At 58.7% G+C, this 17,667-nt stretch carries 17 protein-coding genes; 12 read left to right on the top strand and 5 right to left on the bottom strand.

Annotation, left to right across the window (positions count from 1 at the left end; translation table 11 throughout):
- Nucleotide 1: 1 nt before the first annotated feature.
- The 5 genes from ruvA to I3V23_11580 form a co-directional block, all read right to left on the bottom strand.
- Nucleotides 2-685, bottom strand: a complete 684-nt coding sequence (gene ruvA, locus I3V23_11600) for a Holliday junction branch migration protein RuvA (GenBank protein ID QPI85189.1) — start codon at nucleotides 683-685, stop codon at nucleotides 2-4.
- Nucleotides 682-1,185 carry a crossover junction endodeoxyribonuclease RuvC gene (gene ruvC / locus I3V23_11595; GenBank protein QPI85188.1) on the bottom strand — a complete coding sequence of 168 codons (504 nt, stop codon included), beginning with the start codon at nucleotides 1,183-1,185 and terminating at the stop codon, nucleotides 682-684. The genes ruvA and ruvC overlap by 4 nt, the downstream gene beginning before the upstream one ends.
- Before the next feature lie 86 nt (nucleotides 1,186-1,271).
- The gene (locus I3V23_11590; protein ID QPI85187.1) at nucleotides 1,272-2,144 is read right to left on the bottom strand and encodes a 50S ribosomal protein L11 methyltransferase; all 873 of its coding nucleotides are present in this window, start codon (nucleotides 2,142-2,144) and stop codon (nucleotides 1,272-1,274) included.
- 7 nt (nucleotides 2,145-2,151) lie between these two features.
- The gene (locus I3V23_11585; GenBank protein QPI85186.1) at nucleotides 2,152-3,402 is read right to left on the bottom strand and encodes an MFS transporter; all 1,251 of its coding nucleotides are present in this window, start codon (nucleotides 3,400-3,402) and stop codon (nucleotides 2,152-2,154) included.
- Between the two features lie 46 nt (nucleotides 3,403-3,448).
- The gene (locus I3V23_11580) at nucleotides 3,449-4,849 is read right to left on the bottom strand and encodes a YcjX family protein (protein ID QPI86815.1); all 1,401 of its coding nucleotides are present in this window, start codon (nucleotides 4,847-4,849) and stop codon (nucleotides 3,449-3,451) included.
- A 131-nt stretch (nucleotides 4,850-4,980) separates the two neighbouring features.
- Here I3V23_11580 and truA point away from each other — a divergent pair, with 131 nt between their 5' ends.
- The 12 genes from truA to ftsH all read left to right on the top strand — a co-directional run bounded on the left by truA (nucleotide 4,981) and on the right by ftsH (nucleotide 17,528).
- A complete protein-coding gene (gene truA / locus I3V23_11575; GenBank protein ID QPI86814.1) occupies nucleotides 4,981-5,760 on the top strand; it encodes a tRNA pseudouridine(38-40) synthase TruA in 780 nt (259 codons plus the stop codon).
- Nucleotides 5,757-7,937: a selenide, water dikinase SelD gene (gene selD / locus I3V23_11570; GenBank protein ID QPI85185.1), complete on the top strand. Its 2,181-nt coding sequence runs from the start codon at nucleotides 5,757-5,759 to the stop codon at nucleotides 7,935-7,937. The genes truA and selD overlap by 4 nt, the downstream gene beginning before the upstream one ends.
- A gap of 42 nt (nucleotides 7,938-7,979) precedes the next feature.
- A complete protein-coding gene (locus tag I3V23_11565) occupies nucleotides 7,980-8,615 on the top strand; it encodes a hypothetical protein (GenBank protein QPI85184.1) in 636 nt (211 codons plus the stop codon).
- Nucleotides 8,616-8,617: 2 nt separating this feature from the next.
- Nucleotides 8,618-9,007 (top strand): tol-pal system-associated acyl-CoA thioesterase, encoded by a 390-nt coding sequence (gene ybgC, locus I3V23_11560; GenBank protein ID QPI85183.1) that lies wholly within the window; start codon nucleotides 8,618-8,620, stop codon nucleotides 9,005-9,007.
- 182 nt (nucleotides 9,008-9,189) lie between these two features.
- Complete coding sequence (gene tolQ, locus I3V23_11555) at nucleotides 9,190-9,882, top strand: protein TolQ (GenBank protein QPI85182.1); 693 nt, start codon at nucleotides 9,190-9,192, stop codon at nucleotides 9,880-9,882.
- Nucleotides 9,882-10,373 (top strand): protein TolR, encoded by a 492-nt coding sequence (gene tolR / locus I3V23_11550; protein QPI85181.1) that lies wholly within the window; start codon nucleotides 9,882-9,884, stop codon nucleotides 10,371-10,373. The genes tolQ and tolR overlap by 1 nt, the downstream gene beginning before the upstream one ends.
- Nucleotides 10,374-10,378: 5 nt before the next feature.
- Complete coding sequence (locus I3V23_11545; GenBank protein QPI85180.1) at nucleotides 10,379-11,386, top strand: energy transducer TonB; 1,008 nt, start codon at nucleotides 10,379-10,381, stop codon at nucleotides 11,384-11,386.
- Nucleotides 11,383-12,729 carry a Tol-Pal system protein TolB gene (gene tolB, locus I3V23_11540; GenBank protein ID QPI85179.1) on the top strand — a complete coding sequence of 449 codons (1,347 nt, stop codon included), beginning with the start codon at nucleotides 11,383-11,385 and terminating at the stop codon, nucleotides 12,727-12,729. Before I3V23_11545 ends, tolB begins: the two co-directional genes overlap by 4 nt.
- A gap of 125 nt (nucleotides 12,730-12,854) precedes the next feature.
- Complete coding sequence (gene pal / locus I3V23_11535; protein QPI85178.1) at nucleotides 12,855-13,352, top strand: peptidoglycan-associated lipoprotein Pal; 498 nt, start codon at nucleotides 12,855-12,857, stop codon at nucleotides 13,350-13,352.
- A gap of 5 nt (nucleotides 13,353-13,357) precedes the next feature.
- Nucleotides 13,358-14,239 carry a tol-pal system protein YbgF gene (ybgF, locus tag I3V23_11530; protein ID QPI85177.1) on the top strand — a complete coding sequence of 294 codons (882 nt, stop codon included), beginning with the start codon at nucleotides 13,358-13,360 and terminating at the stop codon, nucleotides 14,237-14,239.
- Entirely contained in the window at nucleotides 14,230-15,531 is a 1,302-nt protein-coding gene (tilS, locus tag I3V23_11525) for a tRNA lysidine(34) synthetase TilS (GenBank protein ID QPI85176.1), read from the top strand. The genes ybgF and tilS overlap by 10 nt, the downstream gene beginning before the upstream one ends.
- A gap of 80 nt (nucleotides 15,532-15,611) precedes the next feature.
- Entirely contained in the window at nucleotides 15,612-17,528 is a 1,917-nt protein-coding gene (gene ftsH / locus I3V23_11520; protein QPI85175.1) for an ATP-dependent zinc metalloprotease FtsH, read from the top strand.
- The last annotated feature ends 139 nt before the right edge of the window (nucleotides 17,529-17,667 follow it).

The following is a 17,667-nucleotide window of genomic DNA, read 5'->3' as shown; positions in this document are numbered from 1 at the left end:
ATCACTCCTTCGGGGCCAAAAGGCGCAGTGCCGCGCGGATCAGCGCAGGGGTCGTGTCGGCCTCATCTGCCGCGCGCGCAACCGCACTTGCCGCGTCAGAAGGGCCATAGCCCAAATTGGTCAGGGCTGAAATTGCCTCAGCATGACTTTGCGCATCGGCCTGCGCGGTTGCAGGCGGCGGCGGTTCCGCAGGGGTGGATACAGGCCCCTGCGGGCCGTCCACCACGGGCGCAGGGGCATTCTGCGTCAAATCATGGGCCAGACTACCGCCCATCGCCATCAAAGCGGGGCCTTTATCCTTTAGTTCATTGACCACGCGCTGCGCCAATTTCGGGCCCACACCAGGGGCCGCTTTGACCGCGCCCCAATCCCCAATCGCAATGGCGCGGGCCAAGGCCTCTGTGCCAAGCGCGCCTGAGATTGCCATCGCAGCTTTGGCCCCCACGCCCTGAACAGACACCAGCAAACGATGCCACTCACGATCATAGGGGGTTAAAAACCCAAAAAGCTGCAAAAGGTCTTCGCGCACCAGAAGTTCGGTGTAAAGGCTTGCCACTTGCCCCGCATTCGGCAGGTTCGCAAGAGTGCGTTCTGAGCAATGAACCACATAGCCCACGCCGCCGACATCCAAAAGCACATGGTCACTGGCGCGGTAATCCACGCGACCTGTCAATTTCCCGATCACAGGCTTGCCCCCACTGCATTCATGATCCGCCTTTGCGATTGCGCATGATGGGCATGACATATCGCAATCGCCAAAGCGTCAGCAGCATCAGGGGATTTTGGCGCGCATCCGGGCAATTGCAGGCGCACCATATGTCCAATCTGATCTTTATGCGCGTGCCCCACCCCAACCACGGTTTTCTTTACTGTGTTTGGCGCATATTCAGCCACAGGCAAGCCTGCCTTGGCAGGGGCCAACATCGCAACACCACGCGCCTGCCCCAATTTCAACGTGGCCACCCCATCACGATTGACGAAGGTCTGTTCGACCGCCGCACAATCTGGTGCAAATTCGGCAAGGACGGCGATTAATCCATCATATAGCGCCAAAAGACGCGGGGCGAGATCATCGCCCACCCCTTCGACAACGCCATTTGATATATGGCGTAGGCGCGGGCCATCCGCCTCGATTACGCCCCACCCAAGATAGCGAAGCCCTGGGTCAATACCGATGATACGCATGGCCTGCTCGCCCTTTGTGGTTCTTTGCGTCAGCTTAGCCCATCAATAGCACGAAACAAGAACATTCAACAAGCGGGGCGTGCCAATCACCCCAGATAACGCAGTGTCAGCGCCGCCCACTCCCCATGCTCGGACGCATAAACCCGCTCGAACCCTGCCGCCAGATAGGCGGCAGTGACGTCCTCAGCCTGCTCCAACAAAAGGCCCGACAAGATCACATAGCCGCCCTGCGCGGCATGACGCGCCATATCGGGGGCCAGTTCGATCAGTGGCCCCTTTAGGATATTGGCAAAGATCAAATCAAAGGGCGCACGGGCTGCAAGGGTGGGATGATCAAACCCTGCGGCTTGCACAGCCTCGATCCGATCTGCGAGGTCATTTGCTTGGGCGTTTACACGGGCGACATCAACCGCGATCTCATCAATATCCGAGGCCAGAACAGTCTGCGGAAAGACCCGGGCGGCAGCCAAGGCCAAGACCGCCGTGCCACAACCAATATCAACCACATTTTTGAAAACATGGCCCTCAGTGAGCAGGCGATCAAAGGCAATCAAACATCCAGAGGTGGTGCCGTGATGCCCTGTGCCAAAGGCCATTGCGGCCTCAATCAGCAAGGGCACGGCATCGTTTGGAACTGTATCGGCATCATGGCTGCCGTAAAGATAAAACCGCCCCGCGCGCACAGGGTGCAATTCACGGCGCACCTGCGCGACCCAATCAGTTTCGGGCAATTCTGAAACGACAAATTCCCGCGCGCCATGCGATGCCGCCAAAAGCGCCAATCCGATTTCATCAGGGGCATCAAGGAAATAGCCGCCCACCTCCCACCGGCCAGAGCCATCTTCGATCTCAAAAACCCCTACGCCATAGGGCGCGGGATCAAGGGCCTCTATAGCCTCACCTAAGGCTTCGGCGGCGGATTTAGCAGGCAATGTGGTAAAGGCGGTAAAGGTCGTCATAAGCACCCTATTTGATCACGGTGGTGATGGGCGCAGCCACGGGTAAACCGCGCCGCGCAAGTAAGGTTTCATTCCCCGCCTCTGGATGACGCGGCACCAAAAGCGATAAGGCGAAAGATGTGGCAGCCATCCCTGATGCAAGCAGGAACACCGCAATCGGCGAGGTCAGCCAGATATACCCCAAGATCGCAGGCAAGAACACCGCAGCGATATGGTTGATGGTGAAGGCCACAGCGGCCGTAGGCGCAATATCAGCGGGATCTGCGATTTTCTGAAAATAGGTTTTGATGGCGAGGGCCAACGCGAAAAAGATATGGTTGCCGACATAGAGCACCGCCGCCATACCCACGCCCCAATCAAAATGATAGAGGCCCGCATAAAGTAAGAAAATCACGAACAATCCCGCATATTCAAACATCAAGGCCGCACGTTCCCCAAAAAAGGCAACAGCACGACCCAATAGCGGGGCTGCGATCATATTGGCGACCAATGTGACCATGAACAGCGCGGTGATCTCATGCACGGCAAAGCCATAGCGCTCGACCATCATGAAGCCTGCAAAGACCACGAAAATCTGCCGCCGCGCGCCCGACATGAATTGCAGCGCATAATAGAGCCAATAGCGGCGGCGCAGGATCATTTTGCGGTTCTGCGGGGTTGGGCCCTCGAATTGGGGGAAGGCGAAAAATGCAATCACTGCAACCAAGGCGGTAAAGCCACCTGCCACGCCATAGACCAAGTCATAGCTCAAATCATAAGCACGCCATGTCAGCACGATTAACCCATAGGCCAAAAGCGTGGCCAAAGACCCCATCGACATCAGCCAACCAATGGTCTGTGGCGCGCGCTTTTTGTCGATCCATTGCAATTGCAGCGACTGGTTGACTGTCTCGTAATAATGGAACCCGATGGAGGAGATCAGGGTTACGATCAACAATCCCCCCAAGGAGGGGAATTGCGAGGTCAGCGCCGTGGCCAGACCCAACATAACCAAGGACACAATCGCCAATTTTTGCTCGCGGATCACAAGCAATAAGGCGATCACGCCAATCGCGAGAAACCCAGGAATTTCGCGCACTGAATGCAGCCATCCTATATCGGCCCCGTCAAACCCTGCCGCCTCAATCACAAAATTATTGAGCAATGCAGACCATGTGGCAAAGGCCACAGGCATCGCAAAGGCCATCAGGAACAAAAGAACCTGCGGGCGCTGCCAGCGCGGCAAATGTGAGGTTTCAGAAAGGGGCACGAGCTTCATAGACTTTGCCATAGGCCCGAAGGGCTAGGCTTGGCAATTGAAACTTTCACCCCATACGATCTGCCAAAAGAAATTCCGCCGCCGCATCAAGGCGAATATGCGGGGGGCCAAGCCCCGCGCGCAGGCTTGATATCGGCGGGGCGAAATCTGTCACCGCGAATTCATGATCCGACCAATCCCGCGCGCCTTCGCGTGCAGGGGCAAGGATATGGTCGGGATGGTCGGGCAAGTGCCCCGCATAAAGGGCGCGCATCTGATTAGATTGCCCAACACGGCCCCGCACCAGATCAACCTCGGCCCCGTCTAGAACGCGGCTTTCCTCAACGGTGCTGCGCAGGCCTGCAATCGCCATAGCCCGCGTTTTCGCCCCCCGATAATCGGCGCGCTGTTTGGCCTCTTGCACCAAAGCCTCAAGAAGATTGGCATAGGCCTGATGCTGGGATTGATGCAGGTAATCTGCCTTGGTCGCGGCAAAAAGGATGCGATCGGTTTTTTGCCCCAAGAGTGCTGCCAAAGGGCCATTCGCGCCGTGGCGGAACACCGACAAAATACCCGCCATTGCCTGTCGCAGATCTTCTAAGACCTCAGGCCCACCTTGCATGGCGCTGAGCAGATCCACCAAAACCACCTGACGATCAATGCGCGCAAAATGCGCGCGAAAGAACGGCCTCACGATTTGCGATTTATAGGCCTCAAAGCGCCGCGCGGCCTCGCGCGCGATTGTGCCACGCCTCAGGGCCTCAATCGGCAAGAGGCAAAAGGTCAGCGCGGGGCTGCCCTGCAATTCGCCCGGCAGGATAAAGCGACCAGGGGTCAATTGGCTAAACCCCGCCGCGCGCGCCGCGTGCAGATAGGCGGTAAAACTTTGCGCAAGGGCCGAGGCCTGCATCTCATCATGGCGCGTCTCAGCCACGGCTTCGGTGGCCATCGCCAAGAAATCTCGTGCTTCGACCAAGTTCTGCGCCTTGGCGGAAATCTGCGCCAAGCTGGCCTTAGACCATTGCGCGTAGCTTTGCGTCAACAGTCCCAAATCCAGCAACCATTCACCCGGATAGTCAGTGATATCCAAATGCAAGCGGCGTGGACCCGTCAGACGCGCAAGCCGTGATTTTGGCGTGACGCGCAAGGACAAGCGCAATTGCGAAACGCTGCGCGTGCCAATCGGCCAATGCGCCTCTGGCCCCGTCATCGCGGCGAGATGGCTTTCGTAATCAAATCGCGCGACTGTATCATCGGGTTGTGGCTGCAGATAGGCCGCTTCAATCCGACCTTCGCGCTCGGGCGAGAATGCCGCCATGCGGCCCCGCTCCATCAAATTGGCCACGAGAGAGGTGATAAACACCGTCTTTCCCGCGCGAGACAGCCCTGTCACCCCCAAGCGCAGGCTTGGGTCTGAAAAGGCGCGCGTCAATGCTTCGCCCGTGCCCTCCACGCTGTCACGCAGCATATCGCCCAAAGATGATATCACGCTTGGCCTGCCCCCATCTGATGCCTTGCGCAAAGATAGGATGCCAAAGCCGCCATGGATAGGGGGTTATGGGCAATTGCATGGCGCGCGCGTTTCCGCTAGCCAAAGCCATGGCCCGTTATGCGCTCAAAGTCGAATATGATGGTCGCCCCTTTGCGGGGTGGCAACGTCAGGCTGATCAACCCTCAGTGCAGGGTGCGATTGAGGCTGCGCTTGCACAGCTTGAGGCGGATGTGCCCTCCATCGCTGCGGCAGGGCGCACAGATGCGGGCGTTCATGCCACGGGTCAGGTTGCCCAATGCGACATGGCCCAAGAATGGCAGCCCTTTCGCCTGTCCGAGGCGCTGAATTATCATTTGAAACCCTTGCCCGTGGCGATTGTGGCCTGTGCGCCCGTGTCAGAGGATTGGCACGCGCGGTTTTCCGCAGTTGAACGGCGCTATACCTATCGGCTGATCAACCGCCGCGCGCCCTTGACCCTTGATGTGGGGCAGGCATGGGCCGTCAAGCAGCCCCTTGATCTTGCCGCCATGCAAGAAGCCGCGCGCCATTTGATCGGCAAGCATGATTTCACAACCTTCCGTGCCTCTATCTGTCAGGCAAAATCACCCATCAAAACCCTTGATGAGATACGGATTGAGGCCTTCCCGCGCGGCGATGCGGTCGAATTTCAATTTCACCTGCGCGCGCGCTCGTTCCTGCATAATCAAGTGCGCTCGATTGTCGGCACGCTTGAGCGGGTTGGGGCGGGATCATGGGCGCCTGACGATGTGCGCATCAGCCTAGAGGCGCGCGATCGGGCCGCCTGCGGCCCTGTTGCACCGCCAGATGGATTAATCTTGACGGGCGTGGGGTATCCAGATGATCCGTTTAGGGGTCAAGGATCATGACCCCCACCGCTTGGCCCGTGACCCGCGAAATTGTGCTTGTGGGGGGCGGGCATAGTCACGCGCTGGTCGCGCGCATGTGGGGGATGCAGCCACTTGCGGGTGCACGCTTGACCCTTGTCTCGCCAAACCCAACGGCGGCCTATTCAGGGATGCTGCCCGGTGCGATTGCAGGGCATTACCAACAAGACGAAATCGAGATTGATCTGGTTCGCCTTGCCCGTTTCGCCAATGCCCGCCTCATCCTTGCCCCCGCCATTGGGATTGATCGAGCGGAAAAACGCCTGCATCTCGCGGGGGGCAGGTCTATTTCCTATGACATAATGTCGATTGATATTGGCATTACGACTGATATGCCCGCCTTAGCAGGCTTTGCAGATCATGCTTTGCCCGTCAAACCTCTCGAGGGGTTTGCAGCCGCATGGGAGGGCTTTCTAAACCAAGCGCCCAATCCTGCGCGCATCGCCCTTATCGGCGGCGGAATTGCGGGGGGTGAGGTCGCCATGGCCGTGGCGCACCGCCTGCGCGCCACAGGGCGCAAGCCCGAGGTGACGATATTTGAGCGGGCACAAGCGTTGCAAGAATTGCCTTCGCGCGCGGCACGGCTTTTGCGACAAGACTTGCGCACCCAAAATATTACCCTGCGCGAGGGCGTTGAGATCACCGAGATCACCGCGCAAATGATCCATCTGCGGGATGAGCCTCCGCTGCCCTTTGATTTGATCCTTGGCGCGGCAGGCGCGCGGGCGCATCCGTGGCTGGCACAGACAGGGCTTGCCCTGAAAGATGGGTTCATCCGCGTGGGCGCCGATCTGCGCAGCGTGACAGACCCCGATATTTTCGCGACAGGGGATTGCGCGCATTTTGATCATGCCCCCCGCAGTAAGGCGGGCGTTTATGCGGTGCGCGCGGCAAAGCCCCTGTTTCACAATCTGCGCGCGGCTGCGATGGGGCGCAGTTTGCGCACCTACCAGCCGCAACGCCATTATCTCAAGCTGATTTCCTTGGGCGATAAGCGGGCCATTGCCACGCGCGGGAGGGTGGCTGCATCCTTTCCCTTTCTGTGGACGTGGAAAGACCAAATTGATCGCAAGTTCATGCAACAGCTGACGCAGTTGCCTGAGATGGCGGCACGACCGCAACCGCCACAAGACCACGCACTTGGCATAATCGAGGCCATGGGGCCAAAACCGCAATGCGGCGGCTGTGGCGCGAAACTGGGCCAAGCCGCGCTTGAGGCCGCCCTGCCCCCACCCCCAACCCACCGCAAAGACATTGAGATTGGGCGGGGGGATGATGCGGCGGTGCTGCATATGGGCGGCGCGCGCCAAGTGATCAGCACAGATCATCTGCGCGCGTTTTGCAATGACCCTGCAGTGATGGCGCGCATCACTGCCATTCACGCACTTGGCGACATTTGGGCCATGGGGGCCGCCCCGCAATCGGCCTTGGCAATGATCACCCTGCCCCCCTTATCAGAACCGCTGCAAAGTGCTTGGTTGACCGAAATCATGTCAGCCGCCGCCGAGGTGATGTCAGCGGCAGGGGCCGATATTATCGGCGGCCATAGTGCGGCGGGGGCGGAACTGAGCATCGGGTTCACAGTCACAGGTCTTGTTGCAGATCGCGCAATCGGACTTACGGGGGCGCAAGCAGGGGATGCGCTGATCCTGACCAAACCCATTGGCACAGGGGTTCTTCTGGCGGCAGAGATGCAAGGATTGGCAAAGGGCCGCGACATTGCGCGGCTTTATCAGGGGCTTACGACACCGCAGGGGGCGGTGGCGGATATTCTCGCCCCCCATGCCTGCGCCATGACCGATGTGACGGGGTTCGGCCTTGCAGGCCATATCATGAATATCGCCCGCGCCTCGGGCGTGGGGGCGCAGATTTGGCTTGATCGAATTCCTCTCTATCAAGGCGCGCTTCATTTGGCGGCAGCGGGGTTTCAATCGACCCTCTACCCGCAAACCCGCGCGCATCTTTTGGGGCAAATACGGGGCACCACATCGGGCCCGCACGCCGATTTGTTATTTGATCCTCAAACCGCAGGCGGGCTTTTGGCAGCCTTGCCCCAAACCGCCCTGCCAGAGGTGCAAGCGGGACTTCAGGCCACAGGCCACACCGGATGGGTTATTGGCGAGATAACGGATCAAACTGGCAGGCTTGAGATCAGTTGAGGGGATTGAACCACAGCCCCCAAGCCGCTAATCCCGTGGCCTATGACCCAAGATGCAGTCACACCCTATTTCACCCGCGCTGATGGCAGCTATCTCTTCGCCCGTTGGGGTCGGCCTATCGCCCCTGTAGTGTTTGGGGTTGAGGATGCGACCGTGTCCATCGTCAAGGGCGCGCTTGAGGCGGTTGTCGCACTCGCCGGCCACCAGATGGCCGAGACAGATCCCGAACTGGGCGCGAATTTCATGATGTTTTTCATCCGTGATTGGGACGAGGTGCTTGCCACACCCAATATGGATCGCCTGCTGCCCGATTTGGCCGAGATCATTGCGCGGCTCAAATCGGTAGATGCCAATCAATATCGCGCATTTCGGTTTGATGCCGATGGTGGCATCAAAGCGGCCTTTGTTTTTGTGCGCATGGATGCGGATTTATCGCGTCTGCCCGCCGATACCATCGCGCTGTCACAAGCGGTGCAGACGATTTTACTTTGGTCGGATCAAGCCTTTCTAGGGCACTCCCCACTGGCCGCAGGGACGGATGGCGCGGCGCGCCTGAAACCTGAAATTGCAGCGATTATTCGTGCAGGCTATGATCCTGTGATGCCCGTCTGTGCGCAAGACAGCACGCATGGCCTACGCATGGCGGCACGGGTGGCTGTCTTGGAGCATAGAAATTGAGCATGACGCATCACTGGCCCATCCGTGTTTATTACGAAGATACCGATCTGGCGGGGATCGTCTATTATGCCAATTACCTAAAATTCATCGAGCGCGCCCGCAGCGAGATGGTGCGCGACCTTGGCATTGATCAAGCGGCGCTAAAGGCCACCCAAGATATCGTATTTGCCGTGCGCCGCGTTGAGGCTGATTACCGCGCGCCCGCAAAATTCGATGATGAATTGGTGGTTGAAACCAAAATTCTGCGCGCAAGCCCTGTGCGCTTGGAATTGAGCCAAGATGTCATGCGCGCAGGCACCGTGATCTTTGCCGCCAAAGTCACCCTCGCCACCATCAATGGTCAAGGCGGCGTGGCGAAACTGCCGCCCGAAATGCTGTCGAAATTCTGCTAAGCCCTGAGCGCAAGGATTTGCCAATCACGCGGGCTTGAGCGCGCGCCCATTCCCAAGTGATTTTGAACCTGATATAGGGGAATGTGACCCCATACTGAGTGCCGCAAAAAGAACGGCGCCGATTTGGGGGTGCTTTGCCCAAAAGGCAAGGTCGGGCATCGAGGCAAATAGAAAGAACGGGCATGGACGCTACAACGCTTAGCATGGCGCAAGAGGCTGATTTCACCCTCATGGCGCTGTTTTTCCGCGCATCCTTTATTGTGCAGGCCGTGATGATCGCACTGATCGTGGCCTCAGTTTGGGTCTGGGCGATCACGATTAACAAATTTCGGATTTATCGCCGCGCAAGGCAAAACACAGCGGATTTTGACGCAGCGTTTTGGTCGGGTCAGCCGCTTGATTTGCTCTATGATCAAATCGCCGAAAGCCCGCAATCAGCCGCGGAACGTGTCTTTGTGGCGGGCATGGCCGAATGGCGCAACTCGCTGCGTGACGATGGCGCGCTCATCCCTGGAGTGCAGCAGCGCGTGGATCGCTCAATGGATGTGGCGATTGCCCGCGAAGCAGAGCGCCTAACCGCAGGCTTGACCTTCCTTGCCACAACAGGCGCAACGGCACCATTTGTTGGCCTCTTTGGCACAGTTTGGGGGATCATGCGATCCTTCCAAGAAATCGCGATTTCTGGCAACACATCCCTTGCCGTTGTGGCGCCTGGTATTGCCGAGGCCCTACTGGCTACAGGTCTTGGCCTATTGGCCGCGATCCCTGCCGTGATTTTCTACAACAAACTGTCGTCCGACTCAGATCGGATCATTGCAGGCTATGAGAGCTTTGCAGATGAGTTCTCCACCCTCCTGTCAAGGCAGCTTGACTGATGGGGGCCTCGGTTGCGCAAAAATCGGGCGGCGGTCGCAGACGCGGCCGCAGACGGGCGGGCAGCAGCCGCGCCATGTCCGAAATCAACGTCACGCCTTTCGTGGACGTGATGTTGTGCCTTTTGATCATCTTTATGGTGGCCGCCCCGTTGATGACTGTTGGTGTGCCGATTAACCTGCCAGACACTGCCGCAGAAGCCCTGCCGAGTGAGGAAGAAGAACCGCTCACTGTAACCATCGCCCCCGATGGGCGGGTGATGATCCAAACCACCGAAGTTTCGCGGGATGAACTGGTCACGCGGCTGTTGGCCATTGCAGGTGAGCGCGACAGCACGCGCATTTTCCTACGCGCGGATGGCGCGATTTCCTATGAGCAAGTGATGCAAATCATGGGCGCGCTGAATGCGGGCGGCTTTCGCGAAATTGGCCTTGTGACCGATGCGGGCGGGCCTGCGCTGGATGGCGCGGCGGGCAGCGGGCCTGAGGGGTAAGTTTGATGCGGCGGGAGCTTTATGTCTCGGCTGGGCTGCACATCGCGCTGCTCTTATGGGTGGCGTTTGGAGATATTTTGTTTCACCGCAACACGGAAACCGATTTTCAGGTGACGGGCGTTCAAATCATCTCAACCGCTGAATTTGAGGAACTCACCCAAGCGGCGAGCCTGCCACCTGCGCCCGAACCTGCGCCAGAGCCAACGCCAGACCCCGCACCGCAACCCGAGGTGCAACCACAGCCCCCAGAAATCAGCGCGCCCCCTTTGGGTGCGGAGGATGCGCCCCCGTCAGACACGCCAACACCTGAGGCCGCGCCGCGCGTGGCACCAACACCCGCGCCCGCACCGCCGCCTGATGCCGAAATCGCGCCGACTGTTGTCGAGGCAACCCCTGAGCCTGATACGCAAAGTGAAACACCCGTTGAACAAGAGGTGGCCCAAGCCCCCGAAGCCGCAACGACCCAGATCGTAACAGAGGCCGAAACACCCGCGGCAAGCCTTGCACCGATTGCGTCACCAGTGCCGACCGCACGGCCACAGCGCCCCACACCCGAACCAACACCCGAACCAGAGCCGCAGCCTGAACCTGAACCCGCGCCTGAACCTGCTGACCCGCTCGTTGATGCGATTGCGGCGGCGGTTGCAGATGCGGTCAGCGCCCCTGCGACACCCTCCGTCCCCTCTGGCCCGCCCCTCAGCAGTGGCGAGGTGGATGGTTTGATCGCCGATGTGCGCGCCTGTTGGAATGTGGGCGCGCTATCCTCCGAAGCGCAGCGCACAATTGTCACCATCTCGGTCACCTTGGGCCAAGATGGGCGGCCAGATGCGGGGTCTATCCGAATGATCGACAGTTCTGGTGGCTCGGATGCATCGGTCTCCCAAGCATTTGAAGCAGGACGCCGTGCAATTTTGCGCTGTGGCGCAAACGGGTTTAACCTGCCCCCGGAAAAATACGACCAATGGCAAACCATCGAGATGGTCTTCAACCCTGAACAGATGAGGCTGAGATGAAGGCGCAGTTGATTACAGTTTTTCGCGGCTTGGGGCTGTGCCTTGCGCTTGGCGCAAGCAGCCTACCCGCATGGGCCCAAGGTGCAGGCGGGCCTTTGCGCATTGAGATCACCGAAGGTGTGATTGAGCCGCTCCCCTTTGCCCTGCCCGTCTTTATCGCGGACACGCCTGATATGGCTGATGCCGCCCAAGATATCACGCGGGTGATTGCCGCCGATCTGCGTGGCACAGGCCTGTTTCGCGAAATCCCAGCCGAGGCCCATATTTCCACAATCACCAGTTTTGACAGCCCCGTGCAATTTGCCGACTGGCAAGCCATCAATGCCCAAGCCCTGATCACGGGCTCGGTGGGCCGCACCCCAGAGGGGCAGATGGTTGTGCGTTTTCGGCTTTTTGATGTGTTCTCGCAACTGCCACTCGGGGATGGGCTGCAATTCGTGGCAACGCCCGAAACATGGCGGCGCATGGCGCATCGGGTGGCAGATCAAGTCTATAGCCGCATTACAGGCGAAAGCGGATATTTCGACACACGCGTGGCCTTCATAAACGAGGAAGGCCCCAAAAACGCGCGGCTCAAGCGTCTGGCCCTGATGGATTATGACGGCGCAAATGTTCAATATCTAACAGATAGCAGCGCGATTGTTCTTGCGCCCCGCTTTTCGCCAGATGGGCGCAGCTTGCTCTATACATCCTATGAAAGTGGCACACCGCGCATCTATCAGATGGATATTGCGAGCGTGACCCACCGTCCTTTGGCCGATCTTCCTGGAACCATGACCTTTGCCCCGCGCTATTCCCCTGACGGGCAGCGCGTTGTGTTTTCGGTCGAACGGGGCGGAAATAGCGATATTTATATGCTTGATTTGGTCACGGGCACGCAGACACGTTTGACCGAAGCGCCTTCGATTGAAACGGCGCCAAGCTTTTCACCAGATGGCAGCCAAGTCGTGTTTGAAAGCGACCGCTCTGGCAACCAGCAGCTTTACATCATGCCTGCCACGGGTGGCCCTGCGCAGCGTATCAGCCGCGGCAGTGGTCGTTATGGCACCCCCGTCTGGAGCCCGCGCGGCGACTATATCGCCTTCACCAAACAAGAGGCAGGGCGGTTCCATATCGGCGTGATGCGCATTGATGGCAGCGAAGAGCGTCTTTTGACAGCGTCTTTCCTTGATGAAGGGCCAACTTGGGCGCCGAATGGGCGCGTGGTTATGTTCACCCGCGAAACTGCAGGCACAAATGGGGCGCCTGCGCTTTATTCGGTCGATATTTCGGGGCGCAACCTTCAGCGTGTCGCGACACCAGGAATGGCGTCCGATCCCGCTTGGTCGCCGCTGTTGCAATAACCCGCACGTGATTGGCCAAATCATTATGCCCGATTCACAACGCGCTTTGGACATGTTACACAGGGCCAAAGCGGTGCCCACAATCGGGGTGGAATGACCTGCCCCCTGTCTTAGGAATGTAAACGATGAAACTTTTGGTAAAATCAACTTTGATGGTTGCGATGCTTGGTCTTGCAGCCTGTTCGCAAGCAGGGCTTGGCGGCAATGGTGCAAGTGGCCAATATGGCGCTGGCGCAGGCGGGAATTACGACCCTGCAAGCCCCGAATATTTCAACCAAACCATTGGTGACCGCGTGTTCTTTGCGGTCGATCAATCGAACCTGTCGGCTGAGGCAATTGCGACCCTAGACCAACAGGCAAACTGGCTGTTGAGCAACCCAAACTACACCGCGATTATCGAGGGTCACGCGGATGAACAAGGCACGCGCGAGTATAACCTTGCGCTTGGCGCGCGCCGCGCGGCATCGGCACAGGAATATCTGATCAGCCGTGGGGTCGCGCCCAATCGTCTGTCGACCATCTCTTATGGTAAAGAGCGCCCGATTGAGATTTGCTCGAACGAAGCGTGCTATAGCCGCAACCGCCGCGCGGTGACGGTGATTGCCGCTGGTGCGGGGGCCTAAACGATATGCTCAAGCGGGCGCTGATCTGCGGGGTTATGGTCATTGGCCTTGGGGGCGGCATGCCCCCCCAAGCGGCCTTTGCCCAAACTGACCAAGCCCAAAGCCTTGCCGATATTCGGCAAGAGCTATCGGTGCTTTACTTCGAGATACAGCGCCTCAGGCTTGAGCTCTCAACAACGGGCGGGCCAAGCCTGCCCGCAGGAACGGCGAACCCGCTTTCGCGGCTTGATGCCATTGAGGCGGAATTGCGCCGTATGACCGCCGCAACCGAAACGCTGCAATTGCGCATCGAGGCGATTGTGGGGGACGGCACCAACCGCATTGGTGATCTGGAATTCCGCCTGTGTGAATTGGAACCTGACTGCGATATCGCAACGCTGGGCGATACGCCCTCCTTGGGCGGTGTTGCCCCCAGTGGGGACACAGGCACGCCCTTGGGCCAAGGCAGCACCCTTGCGCCCGCGCCAAGCACCGGCGGGGCCAGCGATGGCCCGCAATTGGCCGTTGCCGAACAATCGGATTTTGACCGCGCCCTTGCGGCCTATGATGCGGGCAATTGGGCAGAGGCCGCGCAAGCCTTTAGCCGCTTCGCAGAAACTTATCCGGGCGGCCCATTATCGGGCGAAGCACATTTCCTGCGCGGTGAGGCCGAAGTCCAGCAAGGGGCTTGGAGCCGTGCAGCCCGTGCCTTTCTTGACAGTTTCTCAGGCAGCCCCGATGGCGCGCGCGCGCCTGCGGCCTTGGCCCGCCTTGGGCAATCCTTAGGCGAATTGGGCCAAATTGAGGAAGCCTGTATCACGCTGTCGGAGGTCGCTACGCGCTATCCAGAGGCACGCAGCGAAATTGCGACTGCCGAAGCAACGCGCGCGGCGCTTGCGTGCAATTGAGCCTGAGCGATAAATTTCACAGTGAGATGGCGCGGCTATGCCCCGCGCCTTTACCGCCAGTTTTGGCCATCATGGTTTCAGGTGGCAGCGATAGCCTTGCCTTGATGATGCTGGCCCATGACTGGGCCGCAGAGATGCGCCAAGACCCTGACAATGGCCCCGTGACGCTGATTGCGATTACTGTGGATCACGGACTACGCCCCGAAAGCGCCGCCGAGGCGGAAGGGGTGGCGAAAATCGCGCATGATCTTGGGATTGATCACGTCACCTTGCAATGGAAATGGGATGGCGTGGGCAACTTACAGGCCGCCGCGCGCGCTGCGCGCTATAGTCTTGTTCAAGAATGGCGCAGACGCAAACGGCCTGAAATTGGCGCGATCCTTGTGGGCCATACCCGTGATGATCAGGCCGAAACCTTTTTGATGCGCCTATCGCGCGGATCGGGCGTTGAGGGGTTGGCCGCGATGAAAGCCTTGCCGCTCTCGCATAAGGCCGCAGATGCGGCAGGGGCTGCCCCGGTTATTCGCCCAATCCTTTGGGCGTCCCGCGCTGATCTGCGTGCGGCCCTGCAAGCGCGCGGGATGCAATGGATTGATGACCCCTCAAACGATAACGAAGATTATCTGCGCGTGCGCACGCGCAAGGCGATGCGCGATCTGGCCGAAATTGGTCTTGATGTCGACACTCTCACGCGCACGGCAGACCACATGGCCCGCGCCAGCGTTGCACTTTGGGCGCGCGCGGCGGATGTGGCCCGCGATGTTGTCACCGAGCCCTATCCAGGCATTCTGCGGTTTGACCTGACACGCCTTGAACGGATTGAAGAAGAAACCCAATTGCGCCTCTTGGCACATGGGATTGGGTGCTTGACCCAAGCCCCCTACAGGCCCCGCCTCAGCAGCTTAGAGGCCTTGGCAGAAGCCGCATATGCGGGGCGCGGGGCAACGCTTCAAGGGGCGCAAAGTTTTGTGCAAGATGATGCGCTGATCTTGGTGCGTGAATTGCGCGCAGTGGCCGATTATGAATGCCCTGCAGATGGGGCGTCAGCATGGGACGGGCGGTGGCGCATCAAAGGGCGCCGTTTGGGCGAGGCGGTGATCCGCCCCTTGGGCGCGCAAAGCCTTGCTGCGCTTGAGTTGCCAAAGGGTTTGCCAAAGGCCGCGTTTCAGTCTTATCCCGCGCTTTGGGCGGGCCAAGCCTTGGTTGCCGTGCCCTATTTGGCGCGCGAGGGACTATGCGCGCCGCAATATGATCCATCGGCAGAGTTCCACCGATCCATATTATCGCATTGAAGTCAGCCAAAGCTTCCTTATCTTAGAGGGAACGCAAGCGCGCATGTGGCGCGGCTGCCGCGAAAGCGAGGAGAATTCTCTTGGGCAATGCTCGTAATATCGCCTTTTGGGTCATTTTGTTTTTGTTGATCCTTGCGCTGTTCAATCTGTTCAGCGGCAACCAGTCATCGGTCAATGCCCGATCAGTGGCTTATTCTGATTTCATCTCTCAAGTCGAACAAGGCTCGGTGAGCACGGCAACGATAGATGGCGAAGCGGTGCAGTTCACCACTTCGGAGGGCACATTTGAAACCACCCGTCCTGCGGACAGTGACATCGCCACCGCCTTGATTGACCAAGGGGTGCGGGTCGAAGTGCGCCCACAGGAGCAATCGGGATTCATGTCCATTTTGTCGCTGTGGTTGCCCGTTCTAGTTCTCATCGGGATCTGGATTTTCTTCATGAATCGCATGCAAGGCGGCGGTCGTGGCGGGGCAATGGGTTTTGGAAAATCCAAGGCGAAACTGCTGACCGAGAAGCATGGCCGCGTCACCTTTGACGATGTTGCGGGGATTGATGAAGCCAAGGAAGAATTGGAAGAAATCGTTGAATTCCTAAGGAATCCGCAGAAATTCAGCAAGCTTGGTGGCAAGATCCCCAAGGGCGCGCTGCTTGTCGGCCCTCCTGGAACGGGTAAGACCTTGCTTGCACGCGCCATCGCTGGCGAGGCGGGTGTGCCCTTCTTCACCATCTCTGGCTCTGACTTTGTCGAGATGTTCGTGGGTGTCGGCGCAAGCCGCGTGCGCGATATGTTTGAGCAGGCCAAAAAGAACGCGCCTTGTATCGTCTTTATTGACGAGATTGACGCGGTCGGGCGCTCGCGCGGTGTTGGCTATGGCGGCGGCAATGACGAACGCGAGCAAACCTTGAACCAGCTTCTGGTTGAGATGGACGGCTTCGAGGCCAACGAGGGTATTATCATCGTAGCGGCGACCAACCGCCCCGATGTTCTTGACCCTGCCCTTCTGCGTCCAGGTCGTTTCGACCGTCAGGTGCAGGTGCCCAACCCAGACATCAAGGGACGTGAAAAAATCTTGGGCGTTCATGCGCGCAAAGTGCCTCTTGGCCCGAATGTCGATCTGCGAATCATCGCACGGGGCACGCCAGGCTTTTCGGGCGCTGATTTGGCCAATTTGGTGAATGAAGCCGCTTTGATGGCGGCCCGCGTCAATCGCCGCTTTGTCACGATGGAAGATTTCGAGAATGCCAAAGACAAGGTGATGATGGGGGCTGAACGCCGCTCAATGGTGATGACTGAGGATGAAAAACGCCTTACCGCCTATCACGAAGCGGGCCACGCGGTGGTTGGATTGAACGTGCCGCAGCACGATCCAATTCACAAAGCGACAATCATCCCGCGCGGTCGTGCCTTGGGTTTAGTTCTCTCCCTGCCTGAACGCGATCAACTGTCCGTCAGCTACACAAAATACACCTCGAAAATCGCAATGGCGATGGGGGGCCGTGTGGCTGAGGAGTTGGTATTTGGCAAAGAGAACGTCACCTCTGGGGCGGCCTCTGACATTCAACAGGTCAGCCGCATTGCGCGCGCCATGGTCACGCAATTTGGCTATGCTGAAGAGCTAGGCTATGTCGATTACGCCAATGAGCAGCAATCTTATTTGGGCTCTTATGGCGGCGGCACGAACCATTCGGCGGCCACGCAAAAGGTCATTGACGACAAGGTCAAGGAATTGGTGGATCAAGGTTATGAGACCGCCAAGCGCATTTTGACCGAAAAGCGCGATGACCTTGAGCGTTTGGCACAAGGTCTGCTTGAATATGAAACCCTCACGGGCTCTGAGATCACCCGTGTTATCGCGGGCGAACCTTTGAACCGTGGCGATGATGGGGATGACACAGGCACAGGCGGTGGCGCCTCGATCACCGCGATTCCAAAAACCAAGTCGCGCAAACCGCGCAATGACGATGGCGGGATGGAGCCTGAACCCACGCCCTAAGCGGCCATGGTTTTCTAGACCACAAGACACCCCCCGATCCGTTTCGATCTGGGGGTGTTTTCATTTCTGCGCGCTCTGCTTCTGGCGCACCACGGCGCGAAAAGGTCGAAAACAGTCCGCGCGATTCAGAATCGCCTCC

The organism is Rhodobacterales bacterium HKCCA1288 (assembly GCA_015693905.1).
Lineage (GTDB): Bacteria > Pseudomonadota > Alphaproteobacteria > Rhodobacterales > Rhodobacteraceae > M30B80.
This window is presented reverse-complemented; position numbering and strand designations above follow the sequence as displayed.